Raw genomic sequence first — 20198 nt, 5'->3', positions numbered from 1 at the left:
GTTGCAAACCTTACGCTGTGTCCCATCCAATCCAGATGCGCGGGAGTGGGTCCTTTATTCATCGCCGATACGGAACTCTCTAAATGCGGTTACTTTCCACAATGGCGTTGTTGAGCGTGGCAGCGTTCCCATCGACACATGGTGTCGCGGCCGAGGGCGATATCTACCGCTGTATTGTGAAGGATTTCTCGAACGCCTCGGATACAGGCGATGAGGCTTTCAAAAAGGCAAACCTAGAAAAGATATTCACAATCAGCGAGGGGGCAGACGCATACCAAGTTGAGGTTACTTCAAGGTCATTCAGGCCGAGTGCGTCAACGTATCGTATTGTTGCACGGAATTTGCTTCAAATATCAGCTATAGAAGAAGGCGATGCCGGTACTTTCAGCGCATTCACTATAGCTACGGAAGTTGAACCGGCAGAGCCTCTTGAGGCTACAATCGTCGTCCAAGCGCCGGACATTGCTAACGCGTGGTTCCTGGTCTGCACACCGGCCAATTGAACTCGGATGCAGAAACGGGACGGCCCGGCCATGGCCGTCGCTCCGGCTGATGGGCGACGACGTGGAGCCGAGGCGCGAGTTCATCCAGGAGAACGCGCTTTCCGTGGCCAATCTGGACGTTTAAGCAGCGAGGCGCCGGCGCTTAGGCACTCTGCCGCCAGCCGTATCAGACAAATCGCGGGATCGGCCCGTCCTGCGGCGTCTGGCGGCCTGTCAGGTCGAGGAAAACCTCGTCGACATAACACCAGCCCCAGCCTTCCGGCGGGTCGTAGCCCTCGATGACCGGGTGGCGCGTTTCGTGAAAATGCGCCGTGGCGTGCTTGTTGGGCGAGTCGTCGCAGCAGCCGACATGGCCGCAAGTGCGGCAGAGCCTCAGATGCACCCAGGGACTGCCGCTCTTCAGGCACTCCTCGCAGCCGCGCGCGCTGGGCTTCACGTCGCGAACCTGTTCGGCGTGGCGGCATTCGTAGGCCATGGATCGATCCTTCCAGGGGGTCTTCAGGCGGTTGACTGGGCGGTGCCGGACAGATAGGCGTGAAGCGCCGCGACGACCTGGGCACCTTCGCCGATCGCGCCGCCGACGCGCTTGACCGAGCCGGAGCGGACGTCGCCGACGGCGAAGACGCCCGGCACGCTGGTCGCCAGATGGCCGTGCGGCGAAGCGCCGGTGGCAACGAAGCCAGGGCGGTCCATGTCGACGCCGCAATCCGCAAGCCAACCGGTGGCAGGCTCCGCTCCGACGAAGAGGAAGACGTGGCGGATGTCGTGTTCGGTTTCCGTGCCGGTGGCGTTATTGCGCAGCCGGACACGCTCAAGGCTGCCGGAAGTCCCGGCCAGACCGGAAAGCTCGGTGCGGGTATGCAGCTCGATGTTGGGCGTCGCCGCGATGCGGTCGACGAGATAACGCGACATGGTCTCGGCGAGGCCGGATCCGCGCACCAGCATGTGCACCTTCGAGGCGGCGCCGGAGAGATAGACGGCGGCCTGGCCGGCCGAGTTGCCGCCCCCGACGACCACGACTTCCCTGCCGGAAGAAAGGTTCGCCTCGACCGGCGAAGCCCAGTACCAGACACCCTTGCCCTCGAAGTTTGGCAGTTCCGGTATGGACGGCCTGCGGTAGCGCGCGCCGCTGGCGATGACAACCGAACGGGCGCTGACCTGCTCCCCGCCTTCAAGCTCAAGTCTGAAAAAGCCGTCCTCCTTCCGGCAGTCGAGGCTCGTCACCTCGACCGGGATCAGGATATCCGCGCCGAATTTCTGCGCCTGCACGAAGGCCCGTCCGGCAAGCGCATTGCCCGATATGCCCGTTGGAAATCCGAGATAATTCTCGATGCGCGCGCTGGCCCCGGCCTGGCCGCCATAGGCGCGCGCGTCGAGCACGGCGACCGAGAGGCCTTCGGACGCCGCGTAGACGGCGGTCGCGAGCCCGGCAGGCCCGGCCCCGACGATGGCCACATCGTAGAGGGTGGAGCTTGACACTGCGCCGGCCACGCCCATTCGGCGCGCAAGCTCCGCCTCCGGCGGATTGTGCAGTATGGCGCCGTCGGCCAGCACGACCCAGGGCAGGTCTCGCACGCAGCCGGGGGACGCTTCGATGAGGCGCGCCGCTTCCGGGTCGTTGGCCGGGTCGACATGATGATGCGGAAGGCCGTTGCGCGCGAGGAAACCTTTCAGCCGCGTGACGTCAGGGAGGTCCGGCGCGCCGAGGATCAGCGGTCCGCCGACGCCGCTCTGGATGAGGCCGACGCGGCGCAGGATGAGCGCGCGCGTGATCCGCTCGCCAAGATCGGCCTCGGCGACCAGGAGACCGCGCAGGCGGTCGGGCTGGAGGATGATCGCCTCGACGTCTTCCTCCGCGTCTGCATCGACCAGCGAGGCGCGCCCGGACAGCTGCCCGACCTCGCCGACGAACTGGCCGGGTCCGAGATCGACCACCGGCGAGACATGGCCGAGCCCATCGCGTTGCGAGATGGCGACGTGACCGGAGAGAATGACGACCATGCCGGGCGCCTGCCGGCCGGTCTCCAGCAGGCGCTCGCCGGCCGAGAAACTGCGCGGCGCGCCGAAGGCGGAGACGCGCTTGAGTTCGGCGGCCGAAAGCACGGGGAACATCTGGTCGAAGCGCGATAGAAGGGGATTTATCGGCGGCGCCCCGACCACCTCGTCCATGTCGCTGCCGCCGGAATGCGCCACACTCTCGTCCTCGCTACCGTCGCAACAGACTAGAGCGCGGGCGCTTTCGTTCGCAAGCAAATCCGGAAGTCGCGCTCAAGCGGCGCGGGCGCCAGCCCGAGCCGCTTCCGGTATCAGTAGAAGAAGCGCTCTTCGATGATCTTGCCGTCCTTGACCGTGTAGAGGCCGACCTCTTCCATGGTGACGCGCTCGCCGGTCGACTTGGGCGTAAGATCGTACTTGAGACGGACAGCGAACTGGTCGCCGTTGACGAACGGGCCTTCGACCGAACCGCCGTGGACTTCATGGTTCGCTCGCCACCATTCGCCTTTCTGCTTCAAGGCCTCCCTGCCGCGCGAAACCGCCATCGGCCCTTCCTGGGCTTCATAGCTGACGATGTCGTCGGCATTGTACTTTCCGGCGGCACCTTCGTCGTCACCCTGTTTGAGAAGCCCGGTGAAGTCCTTGGCGAGTTCCGCGATGGTCATGGTCGTTCCTCCTGTGTCGATGGTTTTTCCGTACGGAACCTCTCGCCGGCGCGCTACCGCCGCCGCTCAAACAACTGACAACATTGTGTCAGGATATCTTCCGGAGGTTCGGCATGGCGCGTCTCAGCGCGAGGAGGGCGCGACTGGAACGTTGTCGATCAGCCTGACATCGCCGAGCCAGGCGGCGACAAGCAGCCGCGCCGGTTCGGATGCACGCACAAGCGGTGCCAGCGTCGCCTCGGACCGCAATTCCAGATACTCCACCTGCCCGAAACCGGCGCTGCCCAGCGCCCGCGCGGCCTCGGCAAGCAACGGCGGCGCATCGGCACCGGCGGTGAGCTTCGCCGCCGTTTCGAACAGCGTTGCGGCGAGGCGCGGCGCCAGCGTGCGCTCGGCCGCCGACAAGCGCACATTGCGTGACGACATCGCCAGTCCGTCCTTCTCGCGGATGGTCTGACAGGCGACCACCTCGATCGGGATGTCGAGATCACCGGCCATGCGGCGCACGACGTGCAGCTGCTGGAAATCCTTCTCGCCAAAGAAGGCGAGGTCCGCTCCGGACTGCAGGAAGAGTTTCGCCACCACGGTGGCGACGCCGTCGAAATGACCGGGACGGAAGTGTCCTTCCATGCCTTCGCTGGCGCCGGCGACCGAGACGGTCGTCGAAAATCCCTCCGGATAAATCTCCGCGGCGTTCGGAGCATAAAGGATATGGGCTCCCGCGCCGGCGAGCTTCGCGGCGTCGCTGTCCTCAGTGCGCGGATAGGCGGCGAGATCGGCGGGATTGTTGAACTGCTTTGGGTTGACGAAGAGGGTGACGATGACGCGGTCGGTTCTCGCCAGCCCGGCGCGCACGAGGCTGAGATGCCCCTCGTGCAGAGCGCCCATGGTAGGCACGAGGCCGACGGTGAACCCCTGGGCGCGCCAGCCGGCGACCGTCTGGCGCAGTACCGACAGCGTCCGGACGATCGGCACTGCCATCAGGACGGCCTCGCCGGCAAGGCTTCCGCGAATACATGCTCCGGCCCGGGGAAGCGCCGCTGCCGCACATCTTCGGCATAGGCCGCCACGGCCGTCGCCGCGGCCTGTCCGAGTTCGCCGTAACGCCTGACGAATTTCGGGCGGAAGTCGGTGAACAGGCCGAGCATGTCGTCGACAACAAGGATCTGGCCGTCGCAGGCGGGCGAGGCACCGATGCCGATGGTGGGAATTGCGATGTCGGCGGTGATCGCGCGGGCGAGCGCTTCAGGCACCTTCTCCAGCACGACGCTGAACGCGCCGGCAGCGGCGACCGCGCGCGCGTCGGCGAACACCCGGTCGGCGTCCCTGCCTCGGCCTTGCACCGTGTAGCCGCCGAAGGCGTTTACGCCCTGCGGGGTGAGGCCAACATGTGCGACAACGGGAATGCCGCGTGCGACCAGGAAGCGGATCGTTTCGGCCACGCTGACGCCACCTTCGAGCTTGACGGCTGCACAGCCGGTCTCGGCCATGACGCGCGCGGCATTGCGGAATGCCTGCGCCGGGCTTTCTTCATATGAGCCGAACGGCATGTCGACCACGAGAAGCGCGTTCTCGACGCCGCGCCTGACCGCCTGGCCGTGCAGGACCATCATCTCAAGCGTCACGCCGATGGTGGATGGGAGACCGTGCAGCACCATGCCGACGCTGTCGCCGACCAAGACCAGATCGCAATGAGCATCGACGATACGCGCGATTGGGGTGGTGTAGGCGGTCAGGCAGACTATCGGAACGCCGCCCTTGCGGGCGAGGATCGACTGCGGATTCAGGCTTTTTGCCCGTGCGGTCGCGCTCAAGCGGTGCTCCTCCCCGAACCGGACGACATCCCGCTCCAACTTTTTGTCGGGCACGACTGGTCCCGAAAGCGGCGCTGCTTTCCGCGATCACGCACCGCGAAGGCAGATGACGGTGCGTTTGGCACAAATTTGTGCAACGGCGAAGAAGAAAATATGCCGCAGCGGAAGCAATGTTCCGGACGGCCTCAGACCGAGGTCGTTTTCAGCCTCTCGGCAATGAGGACGGCGAGGCGCTCGGCGACATCGTCCTTGCCCATCTCGGGCCATTCCTCGACGCCGGTTCTCGAGACGATCTTCACCCGGTTGCGATCGCCGCCCATGACGCCGCCGGAACTGGTGCCTGATGGGCCGACATCGTTGGCGATGATGAAGTCCGCGCCCTTCTTCTTCAGCTTGGCCTCGGCGTTCTTCAGCACGTCCTGCGTTTCGGCGGCGAAACCGACGACTAGATACGGGCGCTTCTTGTGGTGGCCGATGCCGGCGAGGATGTCGGGATTCTCGACCATCTTCAGCGAAGGCGGTCCTTTGCCGGCTACCTTCTTGATCTTTTGGCCCACGGCATCGGCCGTGCGCCAGTCGGCGACGGCGGCGACGAAGATCGCCGCGTCGGCAGGCAGCAATTGCTCGACTGCGTCGCGCATTTCCTCGGCGCGTTCGACGTGGATGGTCGTCACGCCTGCGGGATCGGGGATCGCCACGGGCCCCGAGACGAGGCGGACGTCGGCGCCAAGCCTGGCGAGCGCCGCCGCGATGGCGTGGCCCTGCTTGCCCGACGAGCGGTTGGCGATGTAGCGCACGGGGTCGATCGGCTCGTGCGTCGGGCCGGAGGTGACGATGATCTTCCTGCCGGCAAGCGGCTTCGGACGGCTGTCGAGCAGCGCCTCGACCGCCGCGACGATCTCCAGTGGCTCGGCCATGCGGCCGGCGCCCGCTTCGCCGCTCTCGGCCATTTCGCCGGTATTCGGGCCGACGAAGGCGATGCCGTCCTTTTCGAGCTGCGCGCGGTTGCGGCGGGTGGCGGCATGCGACCACATGCTCGGGTTCATCGCCGGGGCCATGAGCACGGTCTTGTCGGCAGCGAGAAGCACGGTAGAGGCAAGGTCGTTGGCGTGGCCGCCCGCGAGCTTCGCCATCAGGTCGGCGGTGGCGGGGGCAACCACCACCAAGTCTGCACCACGCGCGAGTCGGATATGGCCGACATCGTGCTCGTCCTGACGGTCGAACAGATCGGTGAAGACGTGGTCGGCGGTGAGTGCGCCGACCGACAGCGGCGTGACGAATTCGCGCGCGGCTGATGTCATGACGCAGCGGACCGACGCGCCGCGCTCGCGCAGGCGGCGGATCAGGTCGAGCGACTTGTAGGCGGCGATGCCGCCGCCGATGATGAGCAGGATGCGCTTGCCGGAGAGGGTCATGCGGTTAACCGTCATGCCGGCTTCAGAGCCGGCTCGATGTCTGTATGGATGAAATCGTCGCCCTTGAACAGCAGGGGGAGGTTGCGGGTCTTGGCGAGCGCATAGGAGAAGCAGTCGCCCATATTCAGCACGGTCGCATTGCCGCTCCCCCTCCCGTACCGAATGTAGGCCTCGCGAGCGGCGGTCAATTGTTCAACATCGAAGGGCACGATCTCAGGTTCAACAAGGCTCAAGAACTCGTCGATCTGACGCGCCTTCTGGGGAAACGTGTCTCGGACGGAGACGCAGTAGGCTTCATGAACGGTCGCTGCGCTGATCATAGGAAGGGCCATACGGTCCAGATAAATACTGAACGCATCCGCGTCCGGTTCGCGCAACAGGACCGAGACGATGGCGGAGGTGTCGATGACGAAACCGCTCACCGAAGGCCTTCATCCCACATCTCGTCGCTGACTCTCTTCAAGTCGTACGGTTCCGCCGGCTTGATGCCGAGCTTCCGCAGGTCTTCCAGGATGGATTTTTGGCGGCGACCGGCCGGCGCAGCGACGCCGCGAGCGAGAGCATCGCGGGCCTCTTGTTCCATGGAAACGCCGCGATCGGCCGCACGCCTGCGCAATTCGCGTTTAATGTCGTCCGAAAGATTTCGGATCATCAAAGTGGCCATAGGAGCCTCCATGCAATGCTAGCAACGTAAGCACTGCTAGCATTGCAGTCAATCAGCCGAGTCTTATGGCAATCCACACCAGCGCCAGCGCAATCACCCACAGCGCCACGCGGCCCCAGCGCGTGGCGCGGGCTTCGGCCTTGCCGATCGCGCGGGCAGTGTTCTCGTCGAAGCGCAGGCCGTTTTCGGCCATGGCGTCGATTTCGCGCGACAGCCGCTCGGCGCGGTGGGCGAGTTCCGGCGCCTGGCGGGCGAGCGAGACAAAAGCGCCGACGCCCTCGCGCGCATCCTCCAGAATGCCGCGGGGACCGAGATTCTGGCGGATCCATTCGCCGACCACCGGCTCGGACGTCTTCCACATGTTGAAATGCGGATCGAGCGTGCGCGCCACGCCCTCGACCACGACCATGGTCTTCTGCAGCAGCACCAATTCGGTGCGGGTCTGCATGTCGAACAGGTCGGTCACCTCGAACAGCAGCGTAAGCAGCCGCGCCATGGAGATGGTCTCGGCGGGCTGGCCGTGGATCGGCTCGCCGATGGCGCGGATCGCCTGCGCGAAGGCGTCGACATTGTGGATGCGCGGCACGTAGCCGGCTTCGAAATGCACTTCGGCGACGCGGCGGTAGTCGCGCGTGATGAAGCCGTAGAGGATCTCGGCGAGGAAGCGCCGTTCCTTCTTGCCGAGCCGGCCGGTGATGCCGAAATCGACGCCGACGATGGTGCCGTCCTGTTCGACGAAGAGATTGCCAGGGTGCATGTCGGCGTGGAAGAAGCCGTCGCGCAGCGTGTGGCGCAGGAAGGACTGGACGAGGTTGGCGGCGATCGCCTTGAGGTCGTGGCCGGCCGCGGCCATTGCCTCGACATCCGACATCTTGATGCCATCGATCCATTCGAGCGTCAGCACGTCGCGGCCGGTGCGCGCCCAGTCGACCGCGGGCACGCGGAAGCCCGGGTCCTCCCTGGTGTTCTCGCCGAGTTCGGACAGCGCGGCTGCCTCCAGCCGCAGATCCATCTCGATCTTGGTGGTCTGGGCGAGCGTCCTGGTGACCTCGACCGGCCGCAGCCTTCGCGTTGCCGGGATGTAATGCTCCTGCAGGCGCGCGGCGAGGAAATAGGACTGAAGGTCGCGCTGGAAGGCCCGGCGCACCCCCGGCCGGATCACCTTGACCGCGACCTTTGTCGGCGTGCCGTCGCGGTCCACCTCGGCGGCATGGACCTGAGCGATCGAGGCGGCGGCGACCGGTTCGCCGAGGCTCAAGAACAGTTCGCCGACCGGCCGGCCGAGCGAACCCTCTATGGCCGCGACGGAATCGGCCATCGGGAAAGTCTCCATACGGTCCTGCAGCAGCGCGAGATCGAGCGCGATATCGTTGCCGACGACATCCGGGCGGGTGGCGAGGAACTGGCCGAGCTTGACGTAGGATGGACCGAGCCGGGCGATGGCCGCGGCAAGGCGGTCGCTGCGGCCCGCGCGCAGCGCGCGGCGCCTGGTGAACAGGCGCGCGACCCGCCAGCCGAATTTCGGAAGGCCGGCAAGCTGGTCGCCGGGAAGTGCCGCGACCACGCCTTCGCGCACCATGATCCAGCCGGCCCTGACGAGCCGAAGCGCCGCGCCGACGTCGCTCATGCGCAAGCGTCCGTCAAAGCTTCCAGCCCGAATGAAGTGCCGCGATTCCGCCGGAGTAGTTGCGGTATGTGACCCGATCGAAGCCGGCGCGCCTTATCATGGCGGCGAAGGTTTCCTGGTTCGGGAATTTGCGGATGGACTCGACGAGATAGGAATAGGGTTCGCTTTCGCCCGCGACGAGTTTTCCGATGCGCGGTATGGCGTTGAACGACCACGCCTCGTAGACGCGATCGAGCAGCGGCATGTCGACCTCGGAGAATTCCAGGCAGAGGAAACGGCCGCCGGGCTTCAAGACGCGAAACGCCTCGGCGAGAGCCGTTTCGATGCGCGGCACGTTGCGGATGCCGAAGGCGATCGTATAGGCGTCGAAATTATCGTCGCCGAAGGGCAGTTGCTCGGCATTGGCCTCGACGAAATCGACCTTGCCGGCAAAACCCTTCTTTTCGGCGCGCTCGCGGCCGACGGCAAGCATCGAGCCGTTGATGTCGAGCACCGTGGCATGGGCGTGGCCGTGCGAGGCGTCGACGATGCGGAAGGCGATGTCGCCGGTGCCGCCGGCGACGTCGAGGACGCGCCAGCCGTCGCGCTTCGGCGGATTGAGCGAGGCCACCATCGCGTCCTTCCACAGCCGGTGCAGGCCGCCCGACATCAAATCGTTCATCAGGTCGTAGCGGCCCGCGACCTTGTGAAAGACCGCGTTGACCAGCGGCTGCTTCTCGCCCGCGCCGACATTCTTGAAGCCGTAGGAGGTCTCCATGTCGGAGGCTGCGGCGGAACGTTGTTCTGACATTTTCGTGTACCAGTGAAAGGCGGCGGGACCATAGCCGATCATATCCGGTGGCGCTATGGTTGCCGGCGCGGCGGTCAGCCGCGCAGGGCGGGCGTCACCTAAGCTCAATACCATGGATCATGCATGCTTCTGAAAGCGGAACTGCACTGCCATATCGAGGGGGCGGCCTCGCCGGAACTCGTGATCGCGCAGGCCAAGAAATACGGCGCGGATGTTTCGCCTTACATCAGGGACGGCTCCTTCGTCTGGCACGATTTCACATCCTTCCTGGCTGCCTACGATTTCGCCTCCGACCTGTTCCGCACCGAGGAGGACTATGCCAGGCTTTCCGAGCACTATTTGACCGCCCTCGCCCGCGACGGCGCAATCTATTCGGAATTCTTCACCTCACCCGATCACGCCATCAAGGCCGGCCTGTCGCCGCAGGCCTATACGGATGCGCTGGGCGAAGGGATTTTGCGTGCCAGGGCGAAGACCGGCATCGAGGGCCGCATGATCGTCACCGGCGTGCGCCATGTCGGCGTCGATGCGATCGAGCGGGCAGCCCGGTTTGCCGCCAGGTGCGGGCATCCGCTGGTGACTGGTTTCGGTGTGGCCGGCGATGAGCGGATCGGCGACTTCGAGGACTACGTGCGCGCCTTCGAGATCGCGCGCGAGGCGGGTCTCGGCATCACCGTCCATGCCGGCGAGCTGATGGGCTGGGAGAGTGTGCAAGCCGCCCTTGACCACATTAAACCCTCGCGCATCGGCCACGGCGTGCGGGCGATCGAGAACCCGGATCTGGTCAAGCGGATCGCCGACGATGGCGTCGTACTCGAATGCTGCCCGGGCTCGAACGTTGCGCTCGGCGTCTTCCCGAGCTTTGCCGAGCACCCTTTCCCGGCGCTGAGGAAGGCCGGCTGCAAGGTGACGCTGAACTCCGACGATCCGCCCTATTTCCGGACCTCGCTGAAGCGCGAATACGACATCGCGGCCGAGCATTTCGGCATGAGCGACGAGGAACTGCTTGGCGTGACCAGGACGGCCATCGAGGCCGCGTTCGTCGACCGCAAGACCAAGCAGGCGCTGCTGGCGAAGCTGAAGGGCCGGTGAATGATGGAGAGAGGTTCGTCCGAAGCCGGCTCATTGTGGAACGGCTGGCGACAGGACTCGCCAAACCATCCGCCATTCACTATTCACCATTTACCCCCTCGTGCAGGAGCGCTGCCCATGAAAGGCGTTACCGTCGTCGACCATCCTCTTGTGCAGCACAAGCTGACCATCATGCGCGACAAGGAGACGTCGACGGCCGGCTTCCGCCGGCTGCTGCGCGAGATTTCGCTGCTGCTCGGCTACGAGGTGACGCGCGACCTCGAACTGACCACCAAGACGATCGAGACGCCGCTTGTGACCATGGAGGCGCCGACGCTGGAGGGCAAGAAGCTGGTCTTCGCCTCGGTTCTGCGCGCCGGCAACGGCCTGCTCGAAGGGCTTCTGGACCTCGTGCCGGCTGCCCGCGTCGCCCATATCGGCCTCTACCGCGATCACGAGACGCTGGAGGCGGTTGAGTATTTCTTCAAGGCGCCGAGCGACCTCGGCGACCGGCTGGTGATCGTGGTTGACCCAATGCTTGCCACCGCCAATTCGGCGATCGCGGCGGTCGACAAGCTGAAGGGCCGTGGCGCCACCAATCTTCGTTATCTTTGCCTGCTCGCCGCGCCGGAAGGCATCGCGCGCTTCACAAAGGCGCATCCGGACGTGCCTGTGTTCACCGCCTCGATCGACGAGCGGCTGAATGAGAAGGGCTATATCGTTCCGGGCCTGGGCGATGCGGGAGACCGCATGTACGGGACGAAATAGCCGCGTTTACCCTCCGTTAACACAATCGCTGGAATCCGGGCCCGGCCGGCAATCCGGCTGCCGATTTTAAGGCTGTGATGACCTTGGCCGGTTATGGTCCGGCCAAGCGGAACCGGGCCTTGCCATGCTGCGCAAGCTTCTCATCCTGATCGTCTGCGCCGTCGCCTCCGCTTCGGTGCCGATCCTCTACGAGCGCAATCCGGACCTGTTCCACAGCCTGCTCGCGCCTGCCGGGGAGCAGCAGACGCCCCCGCAGACCGTAGCGATGGCGGAGATCAGGACGTCGCAGCCTGTCGAGCCGGCGGTCGAGGTACTGCTTGGGCGCAAGGTGCGCATCGCCGCGGACCAGTCGGGGCATTTCAACGCAGATTTCAGGCTGAACGGCCGCAGCGTCGGCGCCATGGTCGATACAGGCGCGACGCTGGTGGCGATGAACCAGTCGACCGCGCGCCGGGTCGGCATCAAGGTCATGCCGGTGGACTTCAAATACACGGTGAAGACCGCCAACGGCGAGACCCGCGCCGCGGGCGTCATGATCGAGAAGCTGCAGATCGGCCGCATCCTGGTCGAGAACGTCGAGGCGGTGGTGCTCGACGACAAGGCGCTGGACGGCACGCTGATCGGCGTCAGCTTCCTGAAGCGCCTCGCGAAATACCAGGTCGAGAACGGCGCGCTGCTCCTGGTGCAGTAGCTTCGTTTGCCCCAATTCCTCGCGGAAATCCGGCTTCCACTTTTCCTAGAGCATCGGACCGAAAAGTGCGCAGCGGTTTTCGGTCCGATGCTGAAACAAAAGAGATAGAGCGGCGAAGCGATTCCGATTGAGCGTTCGCCGCTCTAAAATTGCTCAGCCGCCCGGCGCGATCCGCCTGACGACCGCCTTCTGCGTAGCCGGCCTTGCCGGGCCGATCGCATAGGCCGCGTGGATTTCCCGCTCGGCCTTTTCGGCGGCTGCTTGCGAGCGTGCGTGGACGATCGCGAGCGGCTCGCCCACGACCGCCTCGGCGCCGACCGGCAGCAGCCTCGTGATGCCGACCGCGTGGTCGACGATATCGTCCGGCGCGGTGCGGCCGCCGCCGAGCGCAACGACCGCAAGGCCGATGTCGCGGGTCTCGATGCCGGTGACGTAGCCGTTCTTCCCGGCGTGTACCGCATGCTCCAACGGCGCCTTCGGGAGATAGGCGAGCGGCCGTTCCATGAAGTCGGCCGGTCCGCCGAGCGTCGCCACCATAAGGCCGAAGGTTTCCGCCGCTCTGCCGCGATCGAGCGCCTCCGTGGCGCGGGAAATCCCCTCCCGGTTGGAGCCGGCGATGCCCGCCGCAATCAGCATCTCGGCGGCGAGCGCCATTGTCACCTCGAAAAGCCGCCTGTCACGACGGCGGCCCGTCAGGAAATCGACCGCATTGAGCACTTCGACGGCGTTGCCGGCGGCCGACGCCAGCGGCTCGTTCATGCCGGTGATCAATGCTGAGGTGCGGGTGCCGGCGCCGTTCGCCACCTCGACCAGGCTTTTGGCGAGTTCGGTGGCGTCGCGGCTCTTCGCCATGAAGGCGCCGTTGCCGACCTTGACGTCGAGCACCAGCGACTGCAGCCCGGCGGCAAGCTTCTTCGACAGGATGGAGGCGGTGATGAGCGGCACGGATTCGACCGTCGCCGTCACGTCGCGGATCGCATAGAAGCGCTTGTCTGCGGGCGCCAGCGCCGCAGTCTGGCCGATGATGGCGCAACCGGCGGTCCGGACCGTCTTGCGGAACAGCGCGTTGGCCGGCTGGCTGACATAACCGGGGATGGCGTCCATCTTGTCGAGCGTGCCGCCGGTGTGGCCAAGCCCGCGCCCGGAGATCATCGGCACATAGGCGCCGCAGGCAGCGACGATCGGCGCAAGCATCAGCGAGACGTTGTCGCCGACGCCGCCGGTCGAATGTTTGTCGGTGACAGGGCCAGGCAGGTCCGACCAGTCGAGCGTGTCGCCGGAATCGCGCATGGCGAGCGTCAGCGCCACCGCCTCGTCGCGGCTCATGCCGTTGAAGAAGACGGCCATGGCGAGCGCCGCAACCTGGCCTTCGGTGACCTTGCCGGAGGTCATGCCGGCGACGAAATGCGCGATTTCGTCCGGTGACAGCGGCTTGCCGTCGCGCTTCTTGCGGATGACTTCCTGCGGCAGCAAGATCAGAGCCCTCTACCGAGCGCATGCTTCAGGATGGTCGCCAGCCGCGCGCCGCCGACGGGCGCCCTGTCCTTGGTTTCCTGGTGCGAGAGTTCGCCGCCGGTCATGCCGGCCGCGAGATTGGTGACAACGGAAGCTGCGGCGACACGAAGTCCGAGGAAACGCGCGAGGATGACTTCCGGCACGGTCGACATGCCGACCGCATCGGCTCCCATGACGCGCGCCATGCGGATCTCGGCCGGCGTCTCGAAGGAGGGGCCGGAGAACCACATGTAGACGCCCCTCGACAGCGGCGTGCCGGTGGCGTTCGCGGCCTCTTCGATCGCCGCGCGCATGCCTGCGTCATAGGCCTCGGTCAGGCCAACGAAGCGGCGGTCGTCCTGCTCGCCGAACAGCGGATTGGTGCCGGAGAAGTTGATGTGGTCGGTGATCAGCATGACCGATCCGGGAGGCATGTCGGCGTGCAACGACCCGGCCGCGTTGGTGAGGATCAGCTTCTTGATGCCGATTCCGGCCAGCGCCTCCAGCGCCGGCCGCATGACCGCGGCGTCGCCATGCTCGTAATAATGCGCGCGGCCGGCGAGCAGCAGCACCGGCCGCCCGGCGAAATCGCCGGCAACAACCTCGCCGGCATGGCCGCTGACGCCGCTCTTCGGAAAGCCGGGCAGGTCGGCATAGGGGATGCGGATGGGGTTCTTCACTTCGCCTGCCAGAGGCCCGAGGCCCGAGCCGAGCACGATGGCGACGTCGGGTTTGAGTCCGCCCAGCTTCCGGGCGAGGATGTCGGCGGCGCTCACTTGAGCATGTCTCCGGCGAAGCCGTAGGGCAGCATCTCGCCCATGGTGACCGTCTGTACCACGCCGGTCTCGTCGCAAAGATGCAGCCTGGTGTCAGCCTGAGCGAATTCGGCAAGGCGCTGGCGGCAGCCGCCGCAGGGCGTGACCCTGGGCATGCGCTCGGCGACGACGGCGATCTCGGTGATCTTGCCGCCGCCGCCCATGATGTAGTGCCCGAGCGCCGTGGTCTCGGCGCACCAGCCCTCGGGATAGGACGCGACCTCGATGTTGGCGCCGGAATAGATTTTCCCGTCTGCGGTGCGCAGAGCCGCGCCGACGGGGAACTTCGAATAGGGCGCGTAGGCTTTCGCCATGGCGGTCTTCGCCGCGAGGAAGAGATCGTGGGACATGCTTTATCTAACCGGATGTTTCGACCCCCACTCCGGTTTGCGCAGCGGACGGAGTGGGGGTGGTTGAGGTGTGATACATGCGAATCGCCGCTCTCACCGCTCTTTCACATAAGGCACGCCGCCGGCGCGCGGCGGGATCGCCTTGCCGATGAAGCCGGCGAGCAGGATGACGGTGAGGATGTAGGGCAGGGCCTGCATGAACTGGACGGGGACCTTGCCGATCAGGGGCAGCGGCGTGCCCTGCAGGCGGATCGACAGCGCGTCGAGGAAGCCGAACAGCAGGCAGGCGAACATCGCCGGCACCGGCTTCCACTTGGCGAAGATCAGCGCCGCGAGCGCGATGTAGCCGCGCCCGGCTGTCATGTCCTTCACGAAGCCGGCATTCTGCGACAGCGCCATGTAGCAGCCGGCAAGCCCGGTCAGCACTCCGGTGCAGATGACGGCGCGGTAGCGCAGCCAGGCGACCGAGATGCCCGCGGTGTCGACGGCTGCCGGGTTCTCGCCGACGGCGCGCAGACGCAAGCCGAAGCGTGTGCGGAACAGCACCCACCAGGTGAACGGCACGGCGAGGAAGGCGATGTAGGCGAGCAGCGTCTGGCCAAGGATCAGTTCCTTGTAGACCGGCCCGACGAACGGAACGCCGCCGATCAGATCGCCGAACAGCACCAGCAGGAAGGCGAAGGGATAGGCAATCAGGCCCGCGATGGAGGCCAGGATGCCCGAAAGCGATGTCAGGGTGACGGAGAAGTTGTCGACGAAGCCGCCCAAGGCTTCATGGGTCAGAGCGTTGAAGCGGCCGGCAGGCGGCAGGGACGGCGTTCGCCCGCCCTGATGGAACCAGGCCTGTCCCAGGATGATGGTGGAGCCGGCGGCGATGAAGTTGATGGCGACGCCCGAGACGATCTGGTTGCCGCGATGTGTGATCGACGCGAAGCCGTGGACGAGGGCAAGCCCTATGGACACGAAGACGGCCATCAGCAGGCCGATCCAGGCGGAGCCAAAGACGGCGGCGGCTGCCCCGGCGGCGAATGCACCGGCGAGCATCTTGCCCTCCAGGCCGATGTCGAAGACGCCGGCGCGTTCGGAGTAGAGGCCTGCGAGGCAGGCGAGCAGCAGCGGCACCGAGACCCTTATCGTCGAGTCAAGCACGTTGACGGCTGCGTTGAAGAACTCCATCTCAGGCCCGCTCCCCTTTCGGTTGATCCACACCGACCGAGCGCGGGCTGAAACTCGCGAAGGCTGTCTGGACCGGCGCCCTGAACATGTGCTCCAGCGCTCCGGCGAACAGGATCACCAGCCCCTGGATGATGACGATCATGTCTCTGCCGATGACGGGCATCTCGAAGGCGAGCTCGGCGCCGCCCTGGTAGAGCATGCCGAACAGGATCGCCGCCGGCACGATGCCGGCCGGATGCGAGCGGCCCATCAGCGCCACGGCGATGCCGACGAAGCCGGCGCCGGAGACGAAGTCGAGAGAGACGTTGTGCTGGTCGCCCATGATCGGGTTGAGCGCCATCATGCCGGCAAGCGCGCCCGAGATCAGCATGGTGACGATGATGATGCGCGTCTCGGAAATGCCCGCGTATCGCGCTGCCTTCGAGCTGAAACCCATGGTGCGGATTTCGTAGCCGAGCCTGGTGCGCCAGATCAGCAACCAGACCACGAAGGCCATGATGAGCGCCAGCAGGAACGACACGTTGAGCGGCGCGGACGGCCGCACTGCGAAGCCGAACTCCGACAGGAACCAGCCGAGCTTGGGAAGCTGCGCGCCTTCGGCGAGCTGGCGTGTCTGCGGCGCCATCGAGCCGGCGGGCTTCAGCACGTCGACCAGCAGATAGACCATCGCCGACGCCGCGATGAAGTTGAACATGATGGTGGTGATGACGATGTGCGAGCCGCGCCTGGCCTGCAGATAGGCCGGGATGAGCGCCCACAGCGCGCCGACGGCGGCGGCGCCGAGGATGGCGATCGGAAAGGTCAGCCACCAGGGCAGGACATGGTCGAAGGCGAGGCAGACGACGCCGACTCCCAGCCCGGCGATATAGGCCTGGCCCTCGCCGCCGATGTTGAACAGGCCGCCGTGGAAGGCGACGGCGACCGCAAGGCCGGTGAAGATGAAGTTCGTCGCGTAGTAGAGCGTATAGGCGAGGCCGGTGCCGCTGCCGAACGCGCCATCGACCAGGATGACCGCGGCGCGGAAGGGATTCTCGCCGACGAGCAGCACCACCAGCCCGGCGACGATGAAGGCGACGATCAGGTTGATCAGCGGGATCAGCCCGTAGTCGGCCCAGCCGGGAAGCTTTGCGTAGGGGGTGCTCATGACAAGGCCCCAATCTGGAATGGCTCTGACATGTTGACGATCAGATAGCTTTCTGAATTGTCCAGCACTCGCATGGCTAGGCTGCCTTTTTCGCTTTGTCCTCGGACATGAGCGGATCGCTGTGTGGAACGCTGCCTGCCGAAAATCCTTTCCGCCTATATTCGTCATCCATGGCTTGGCAGAATATTGTCGTCAGGCGAAGCCCGATATCACACATTTGTGGAGCCGAAATTCCGATCCACTCGCCTTGTGTAAGGCAGTTTGGTTGCCATTCCGACCGTCTCTTCCATCTCGTCAAAAAGAAATAGAATCCATGCAACCTAGTCTCGCCGTTCCATGGCCAGATTGTCCTCGCGTCTGAATGACAAAGGGCATTTCGGAGAAGTGTCAAATCGTCTAACGCACTGCCGACAGGCAATTCTCTGACAAACTCGTCAGACGACATTTCTGAATGCCAATCGGGCAAATGCCTATCTTTGCAGATGAGGCTCTCCAAAGAGAATCCAAAAATCTCGGATAAGCGTTCCCCCTCAAGTTTCTCGCGTAGCTCTCGCATTCCTCTCGGCGTTTCGCTCGGCCAGTTCGCTGGTGTCCTAATGCGTTGGCATGACCAAGATACGATTCCACCCAACAGCGCTAAACTTAACGTCTGGGCATAGTCGTCGCTTTGGAGTGACCACAGTTGGTAAGCCATTCGATCGACGATCGCCCATTCGGCCTCTGTGTCAGTAATCCCTCCCATTACTCCGCGGCCTCCTGCCGTTCGACGCCGGCCATCAGGAGGCCGAGTTCGCCTTCGGTCGCCTCCGGTCCGCGCTCGCCGACGACGCGGCCGTCGAACATGACGAGGATGCGGTCCGAAAGCGAACGGATCTCGTCGAGCTCGACCGAGACGAGCAGCACCGCCTTGCCGCGATCGCGCATGGCAATGAGTTGCTTGTGGATGAACTCGATGGCGCCGACGTCGACGCCGCGCGTCGGCTGGCCGACGATCAAGACGCCGGGGTCCTGCTCCATCTCGCGCGCGAGCACGATCTTCTGCTGGTTGCCGCCGGAGAAGTTGGCGGTCTTCAGCCGGTCGTTGGCCGGCCTGATGTCGAATTTCTCGATCTTCTTTCGGGCATCGTCGCGGATGGCCTCGATGTTCAGGAACGGGCCTTTCAGATACTCAGGCTCGTCGTGATAGCCGAGGATCGAATTCTCGTTCTCCTCGAAGGCGAGCACCAGGCCGACATGGTGGCGGTCTTCGGGCACATGGGCGAGGCCGCGGTCGCGCAGTTCGCCCGGATCGGCATGTCCGATGACGTCGATCGGCGTCCCGTCGAGCATGACGCTGCCGGAGACGGCGCGGCGTATGCCCGAGATTGCCTCGATCAGCTCCGACTGGCCGTTGCCGGCGACACCGGCGATGCCGACGATCTCGCCGGCGCGTACGTCGAAGGAGACGTCGTTGACCATGGTGACGCCGCGCGAGTCCCTGACGGTCAGGTTCTTGACGGCGAGCTTCACCGCGCCGGGTTTCGCTTCGCCCTTCTCGACGCGCAGCAGCACGCGGCGGCCCACCATCAGCTCGGCAAGTTCCTCGACGGTCGTCTTCGCGGTCTCGCGGGTAGCCACGATGGTGCCCTGGCGCATGACCGAGACGGTGTCTGTGATCGCCATGATCTCGCGCAGCTTGTGGGTGATCAGCACGATCGTCTTGCCCTGGTCCTTGAGCTGCCTGAGGATGCGGAAAAGGTGGTCCGCTTCCGGAGGAGTGAGCACGCCGGTCGGCTCGTCGAGGATGAGGATTTCCGCGCCGCGGTAGAGCGCCTTGAGGATCTCGACGCGCTGCTGCAGGCCGACGGGCAGTTCCTCGATGACGGCGTCCGGATCGACTTCCAGGCCGTATTCGCGCTCCAGCCGCTCCAGCTCGGAACGCGCGTTGGCAATGCTCTTCTTGAGCAGCGCCTCGTGCTCGGCGCCCAGAATGACGTTCTCGATGACGGTGAAGTTCTCGACCAGCATGAAATGCTGGTGGACCATGCCGATGCCGAGCGCGATGGCGTCGTTGGGCGTCTTGATCGAGACCGGCTTGCCGCCGACTTTGATGTCGCCGCTGTCGGCCTGGTAGAAGCCGTAGAGTATGGACATCAGCGTCGACTTGCCGGCGCCGTTCTCGCCGACGATGCCGCGAATGGTGCCGCGCTCGATGACGAGATTGATGTCGCGATTTGCCCGGACGGCGCCGAAACTCTTGTCGATCCCGATGAGCTCGATTGCGGCTTCAGCCATGCGGCCGGTTCCCACCTTCTTGTCTTTTTATCATCCGGTCAAAACGCTAGCATGCCGCCCAACGGCTGCCAATCGCGCGCTCCGCCGGCATCTCGACAAATCCACCGCCGCTTGTCAATTTCGGTGGGGATCGCCATTGGGGACATCGGCGGCGGGTATTGCCGCGAGGAATTGCACCATGACGACGCCCGAAAACCGCCTGACGACGCTGGAAATCCGCGCGGCCGAGCAGGAGAAGACCATCGAGGAACTGTCCGGCCAGATCGCCGAGCAGTGGAAGACGATAGAGGGCCTGCGCAAGAAGCTGGATGCGCTGACCGACCGCTTCCTGGTGCTGGAGGAGCAGACCGCACCCGACGTGCCGGTGACGAAACCGCCGCACTGGTGAGAGGCGGCGAGGGGGGGTGGTTATGGGCGAACTGGGCGATCGCATGGACAGGGCCGGCCGCTACGTGCTCGGCCTGATGGACGATGAGGAGCGCGAGCGCGCCGAGCGCGACCTGGAGATCGACCCGGCCTTCCGCGACGCGATGGTCGAGATCGCCGAGCGCATGCACGTCTTCGACCGCATGCCGGCGCCGGATCAACCCGCTGGCCAACCCCCTGGCCAACCCCCTGGCAAGCCGCCGCAGGACGACTGGCGGCTGATCAAGGAGCGCCTCGAGGCAATGCCGCAGATGCGGCCGGCGGCACCAGAACCGATGCCATCCGGGCCGGCGCCATCCGGGCCGCAGGTTACTTTCGGCCGGCGGCGCTCCGACAGGCTGCACGGCGCGATCGTGCCCGAGATGCCGCCAGGAACCATCGGAAGGGGGCTGCATTCGGTTCCCAGCCGCCGCGCGCTCCTGTTGGCGCTGTGCCTGATCGCGGCGTTTGTGCTGGGTTATGTGGCGGGCGTCACCTCGGTCGAAGCCCCGCCTGCAATTGCCACGGCGCCATGAG

22 protein-coding genes are annotated in these 20198 nt (G+C 65.2%); 6 read left to right on the top strand and 16 right to left on the bottom strand.

Annotated features, from left to right (window positions below; translation table 11 throughout):
* Positions 1–83 precede the first annotated feature (83 nt).
* Positions 84–503, top strand: coding sequence for a hypothetical protein (locus tag ABLE71_RS04775; RefSeq protein WP_348782208.1), 420 nt, complete (start codon positions 84–86; stop codon positions 501–503).
* A gap of 166 nt (positions 504–669) precedes the next feature.
* On the opposite strand, the gene ABLE71_RS04770 is transcribed toward ABLE71_RS04775, so the two are convergent.
* The 10 genes from ABLE71_RS04770 to ubiE all read right to left on the bottom strand — a co-directional run bounded on the left by ABLE71_RS04770 (position 670) and on the right by ubiE (position 9473).
* Positions 670–978 (bottom strand): UBP-type zinc finger domain-containing protein, encoded by a 309-nt coding sequence (locus ABLE71_RS04770; protein ID WP_348782207.1) that lies wholly within the window; start codon positions 976–978, stop codon positions 670–672.
* A 23-nt stretch (positions 979–1001) separates the two neighbouring features.
* Positions 1002–2672 (bottom strand): FAD-dependent oxidoreductase, encoded by a 1671-nt coding sequence (locus ABLE71_RS04765; protein WP_348783661.1) that lies wholly within the window; start codon positions 2670–2672, stop codon positions 1002–1004.
* A gap of 137 nt (positions 2673–2809) precedes the next feature.
* Positions 2810–3163 carry a SnoaL-like domain-containing protein gene (locus ABLE71_RS04760; RefSeq protein WP_348782206.1) on the bottom strand — a complete coding sequence of 118 codons (354 nt, stop codon included), beginning with the start codon at positions 3161–3163 and terminating at the stop codon, positions 2810–2812.
* Between the two features lie 123 nt (positions 3164–3286).
* A complete protein-coding gene (gene panC, locus ABLE71_RS04755; RefSeq protein ID WP_348782205.1) occupies positions 3287–4144 on the bottom strand; it encodes a pantoate--beta-alanine ligase in 858 nt (285 codons plus the stop codon).
* Positions 4144–4977, bottom strand: coding sequence for a 3-methyl-2-oxobutanoate hydroxymethyltransferase (panB, locus tag ABLE71_RS04750; RefSeq protein ID WP_348782204.1), 834 nt, complete (start codon positions 4975–4977; stop codon positions 4144–4146). Before panB ends, panC begins: the two co-directional genes overlap by 1 nt.
* A 185-nt stretch (positions 4978–5162) precedes the next feature.
* On the bottom strand, positions 5163–6392 hold the full coding sequence (gene coaBC / locus ABLE71_RS04745; protein ID WP_348783660.1) for a bifunctional phosphopantothenoylcysteine decarboxylase/phosphopantothenate--cysteine ligase CoaBC: 1230 nt from the start codon (positions 6390–6392) through the stop codon (positions 5163–5165).
* An 11-nt stretch (positions 6393–6403) separates the two neighbouring features.
* Entirely contained in the window at positions 6404–6814 is a 411-nt protein-coding gene (locus ABLE71_RS04740; RefSeq protein ID WP_348782203.1) for a type II toxin-antitoxin system VapC family toxin, read from the bottom strand.
* Positions 6811–7056, bottom strand: coding sequence for a hypothetical protein (locus ABLE71_RS04735; protein ID WP_348782202.1), 246 nt, complete (start codon positions 7054–7056; stop codon positions 6811–6813). Before ABLE71_RS04735 ends, ABLE71_RS04740 begins: the two co-directional genes overlap by 4 nt.
* Before the next feature lie 52 nt (positions 7057–7108).
* Positions 7109–8683, bottom strand: a complete 1575-nt coding sequence (ubiB, locus tag ABLE71_RS04730; RefSeq protein WP_348782201.1) for a 2-polyprenylphenol 6-hydroxylase — start codon at positions 8681–8683, stop codon at positions 7109–7111.
* 13 nt (positions 8684–8696) lie between these two features.
* Positions 8697–9473, bottom strand: a complete 777-nt coding sequence (gene ubiE, locus ABLE71_RS04725; RefSeq protein WP_348782200.1) for a bifunctional demethylmenaquinone methyltransferase/2-methoxy-6-polyprenyl-1,4-benzoquinol methylase UbiE — start codon at positions 9471–9473, stop codon at positions 8697–8699.
* 123 nt (positions 9474–9596) lie between these two features.
* On the opposite strand from ubiE, the gene ABLE71_RS04720 reads away from it, so the two are divergent.
* The 3 genes from ABLE71_RS04720 to ABLE71_RS04710 all read left to right on the top strand — a co-directional run bounded on the left by ABLE71_RS04720 (position 9597) and on the right by ABLE71_RS04710 (position 12003).
* Positions 9597–10565 carry an adenosine deaminase gene (locus tag ABLE71_RS04720; RefSeq protein WP_348782199.1) on the top strand — a complete coding sequence of 323 codons (969 nt, stop codon included), beginning with the start codon at positions 9597–9599 and terminating at the stop codon, positions 10563–10565.
* Positions 10566–10682: 117 nt separating this feature from the next.
* Positions 10683–11312, top strand: a complete 630-nt coding sequence (upp, locus tag ABLE71_RS04715) for a uracil phosphoribosyltransferase (protein WP_348782198.1) — start codon at positions 10683–10685, stop codon at positions 11310–11312.
* A gap of 124 nt (positions 11313–11436) precedes the next feature.
* Positions 11437–12003, top strand: coding sequence for a TIGR02281 family clan AA aspartic protease (locus ABLE71_RS04710; protein WP_348782197.1), 567 nt, complete (start codon positions 11437–11439; stop codon positions 12001–12003).
* Between the two features lie 153 nt (positions 12004–12156).
* On the opposite strand, the gene deoA is transcribed toward ABLE71_RS04710, so the two are convergent.
* The 6 genes from deoA to ABLE71_RS04680 all read right to left on the bottom strand — a co-directional run bounded on the left by deoA (position 12157) and on the right by ABLE71_RS04680 (position 19256).
* Positions 12157–13476 (bottom strand): thymidine phosphorylase, encoded by a 1320-nt coding sequence (deoA, locus tag ABLE71_RS04705; protein WP_348782196.1) that lies wholly within the window; start codon positions 13474–13476, stop codon positions 12157–12159.
* A 2-nt stretch (positions 13477–13478) separates the two neighbouring features.
* Complete coding sequence (locus ABLE71_RS04700; RefSeq protein WP_348782195.1) at positions 13479–14273, bottom strand: purine-nucleoside phosphorylase; 795 nt, start codon at positions 14271–14273, stop codon at positions 13479–13481.
* The gene (gene cdd / locus ABLE71_RS04695; RefSeq protein WP_348782194.1) at positions 14270–14662 is read right to left on the bottom strand and encodes a cytidine deaminase; all 393 of its coding nucleotides are present in this window, start codon (positions 14660–14662) and stop codon (positions 14270–14272) included. The genes ABLE71_RS04700 and cdd overlap by 4 nt, the downstream gene beginning before the upstream one ends.
* A 93-nt stretch (positions 14663–14755) precedes the next feature.
* The gene (locus ABLE71_RS04690) at positions 14756–15838 is read right to left on the bottom strand and encodes an ABC transporter permease (protein ID WP_348782193.1); all 1083 of its coding nucleotides are present in this window, start codon (positions 15836–15838) and stop codon (positions 14756–14758) included.
* Between the two features lies 1 nt (position 15839).
* On the bottom strand, positions 15840–16982 hold the full coding sequence (locus ABLE71_RS04685) for an ABC transporter permease (RefSeq protein WP_348782192.1): 1143 nt from the start codon (positions 16980–16982) through the stop codon (positions 15840–15842).
* A 741-nt stretch (positions 16983–17723) separates the two neighbouring features.
* Positions 17724–19256, bottom strand: coding sequence for an ABC transporter ATP-binding protein (locus ABLE71_RS04680; protein ID WP_348782191.1), 1533 nt, complete (start codon positions 19254–19256; stop codon positions 17724–17726).
* 178 nt (positions 19257–19434) lie between these two features.
* On the opposite strand from ABLE71_RS04680, the gene ABLE71_RS04675 reads away from it, so the two are divergent.
* Both ABLE71_RS04675 and ABLE71_RS04670 read left to right on the top strand, forming a co-directional pair.
* Positions 19435–19644, top strand: coding sequence for a SlyX family protein (locus ABLE71_RS04675; RefSeq protein WP_348782190.1), 210 nt, complete (start codon positions 19435–19437; stop codon positions 19642–19644).
* A gap of 22 nt (positions 19645–19666) precedes the next feature.
* Complete coding sequence (locus ABLE71_RS04670) at positions 19667–20197, top strand: hypothetical protein (RefSeq protein ID WP_348782189.1); 531 nt, start codon at positions 19667–19669, stop codon at positions 20195–20197.
* Position 20198 lies beyond the last annotated feature (1 nt).

The sequence above is a fragment of the Mesorhizobium sp. KR9-304 genome, assembly GCF_040049215.1.
Lineage (GTDB): Bacteria > Pseudomonadota > Alphaproteobacteria > Rhizobiales > Rhizobiaceae > Mesorhizobium_K.
The sequence above is the reverse complement of the archived record's forward strand: the minus strand, read 5'-3'. Positions and strand labels throughout refer to the sequence as shown.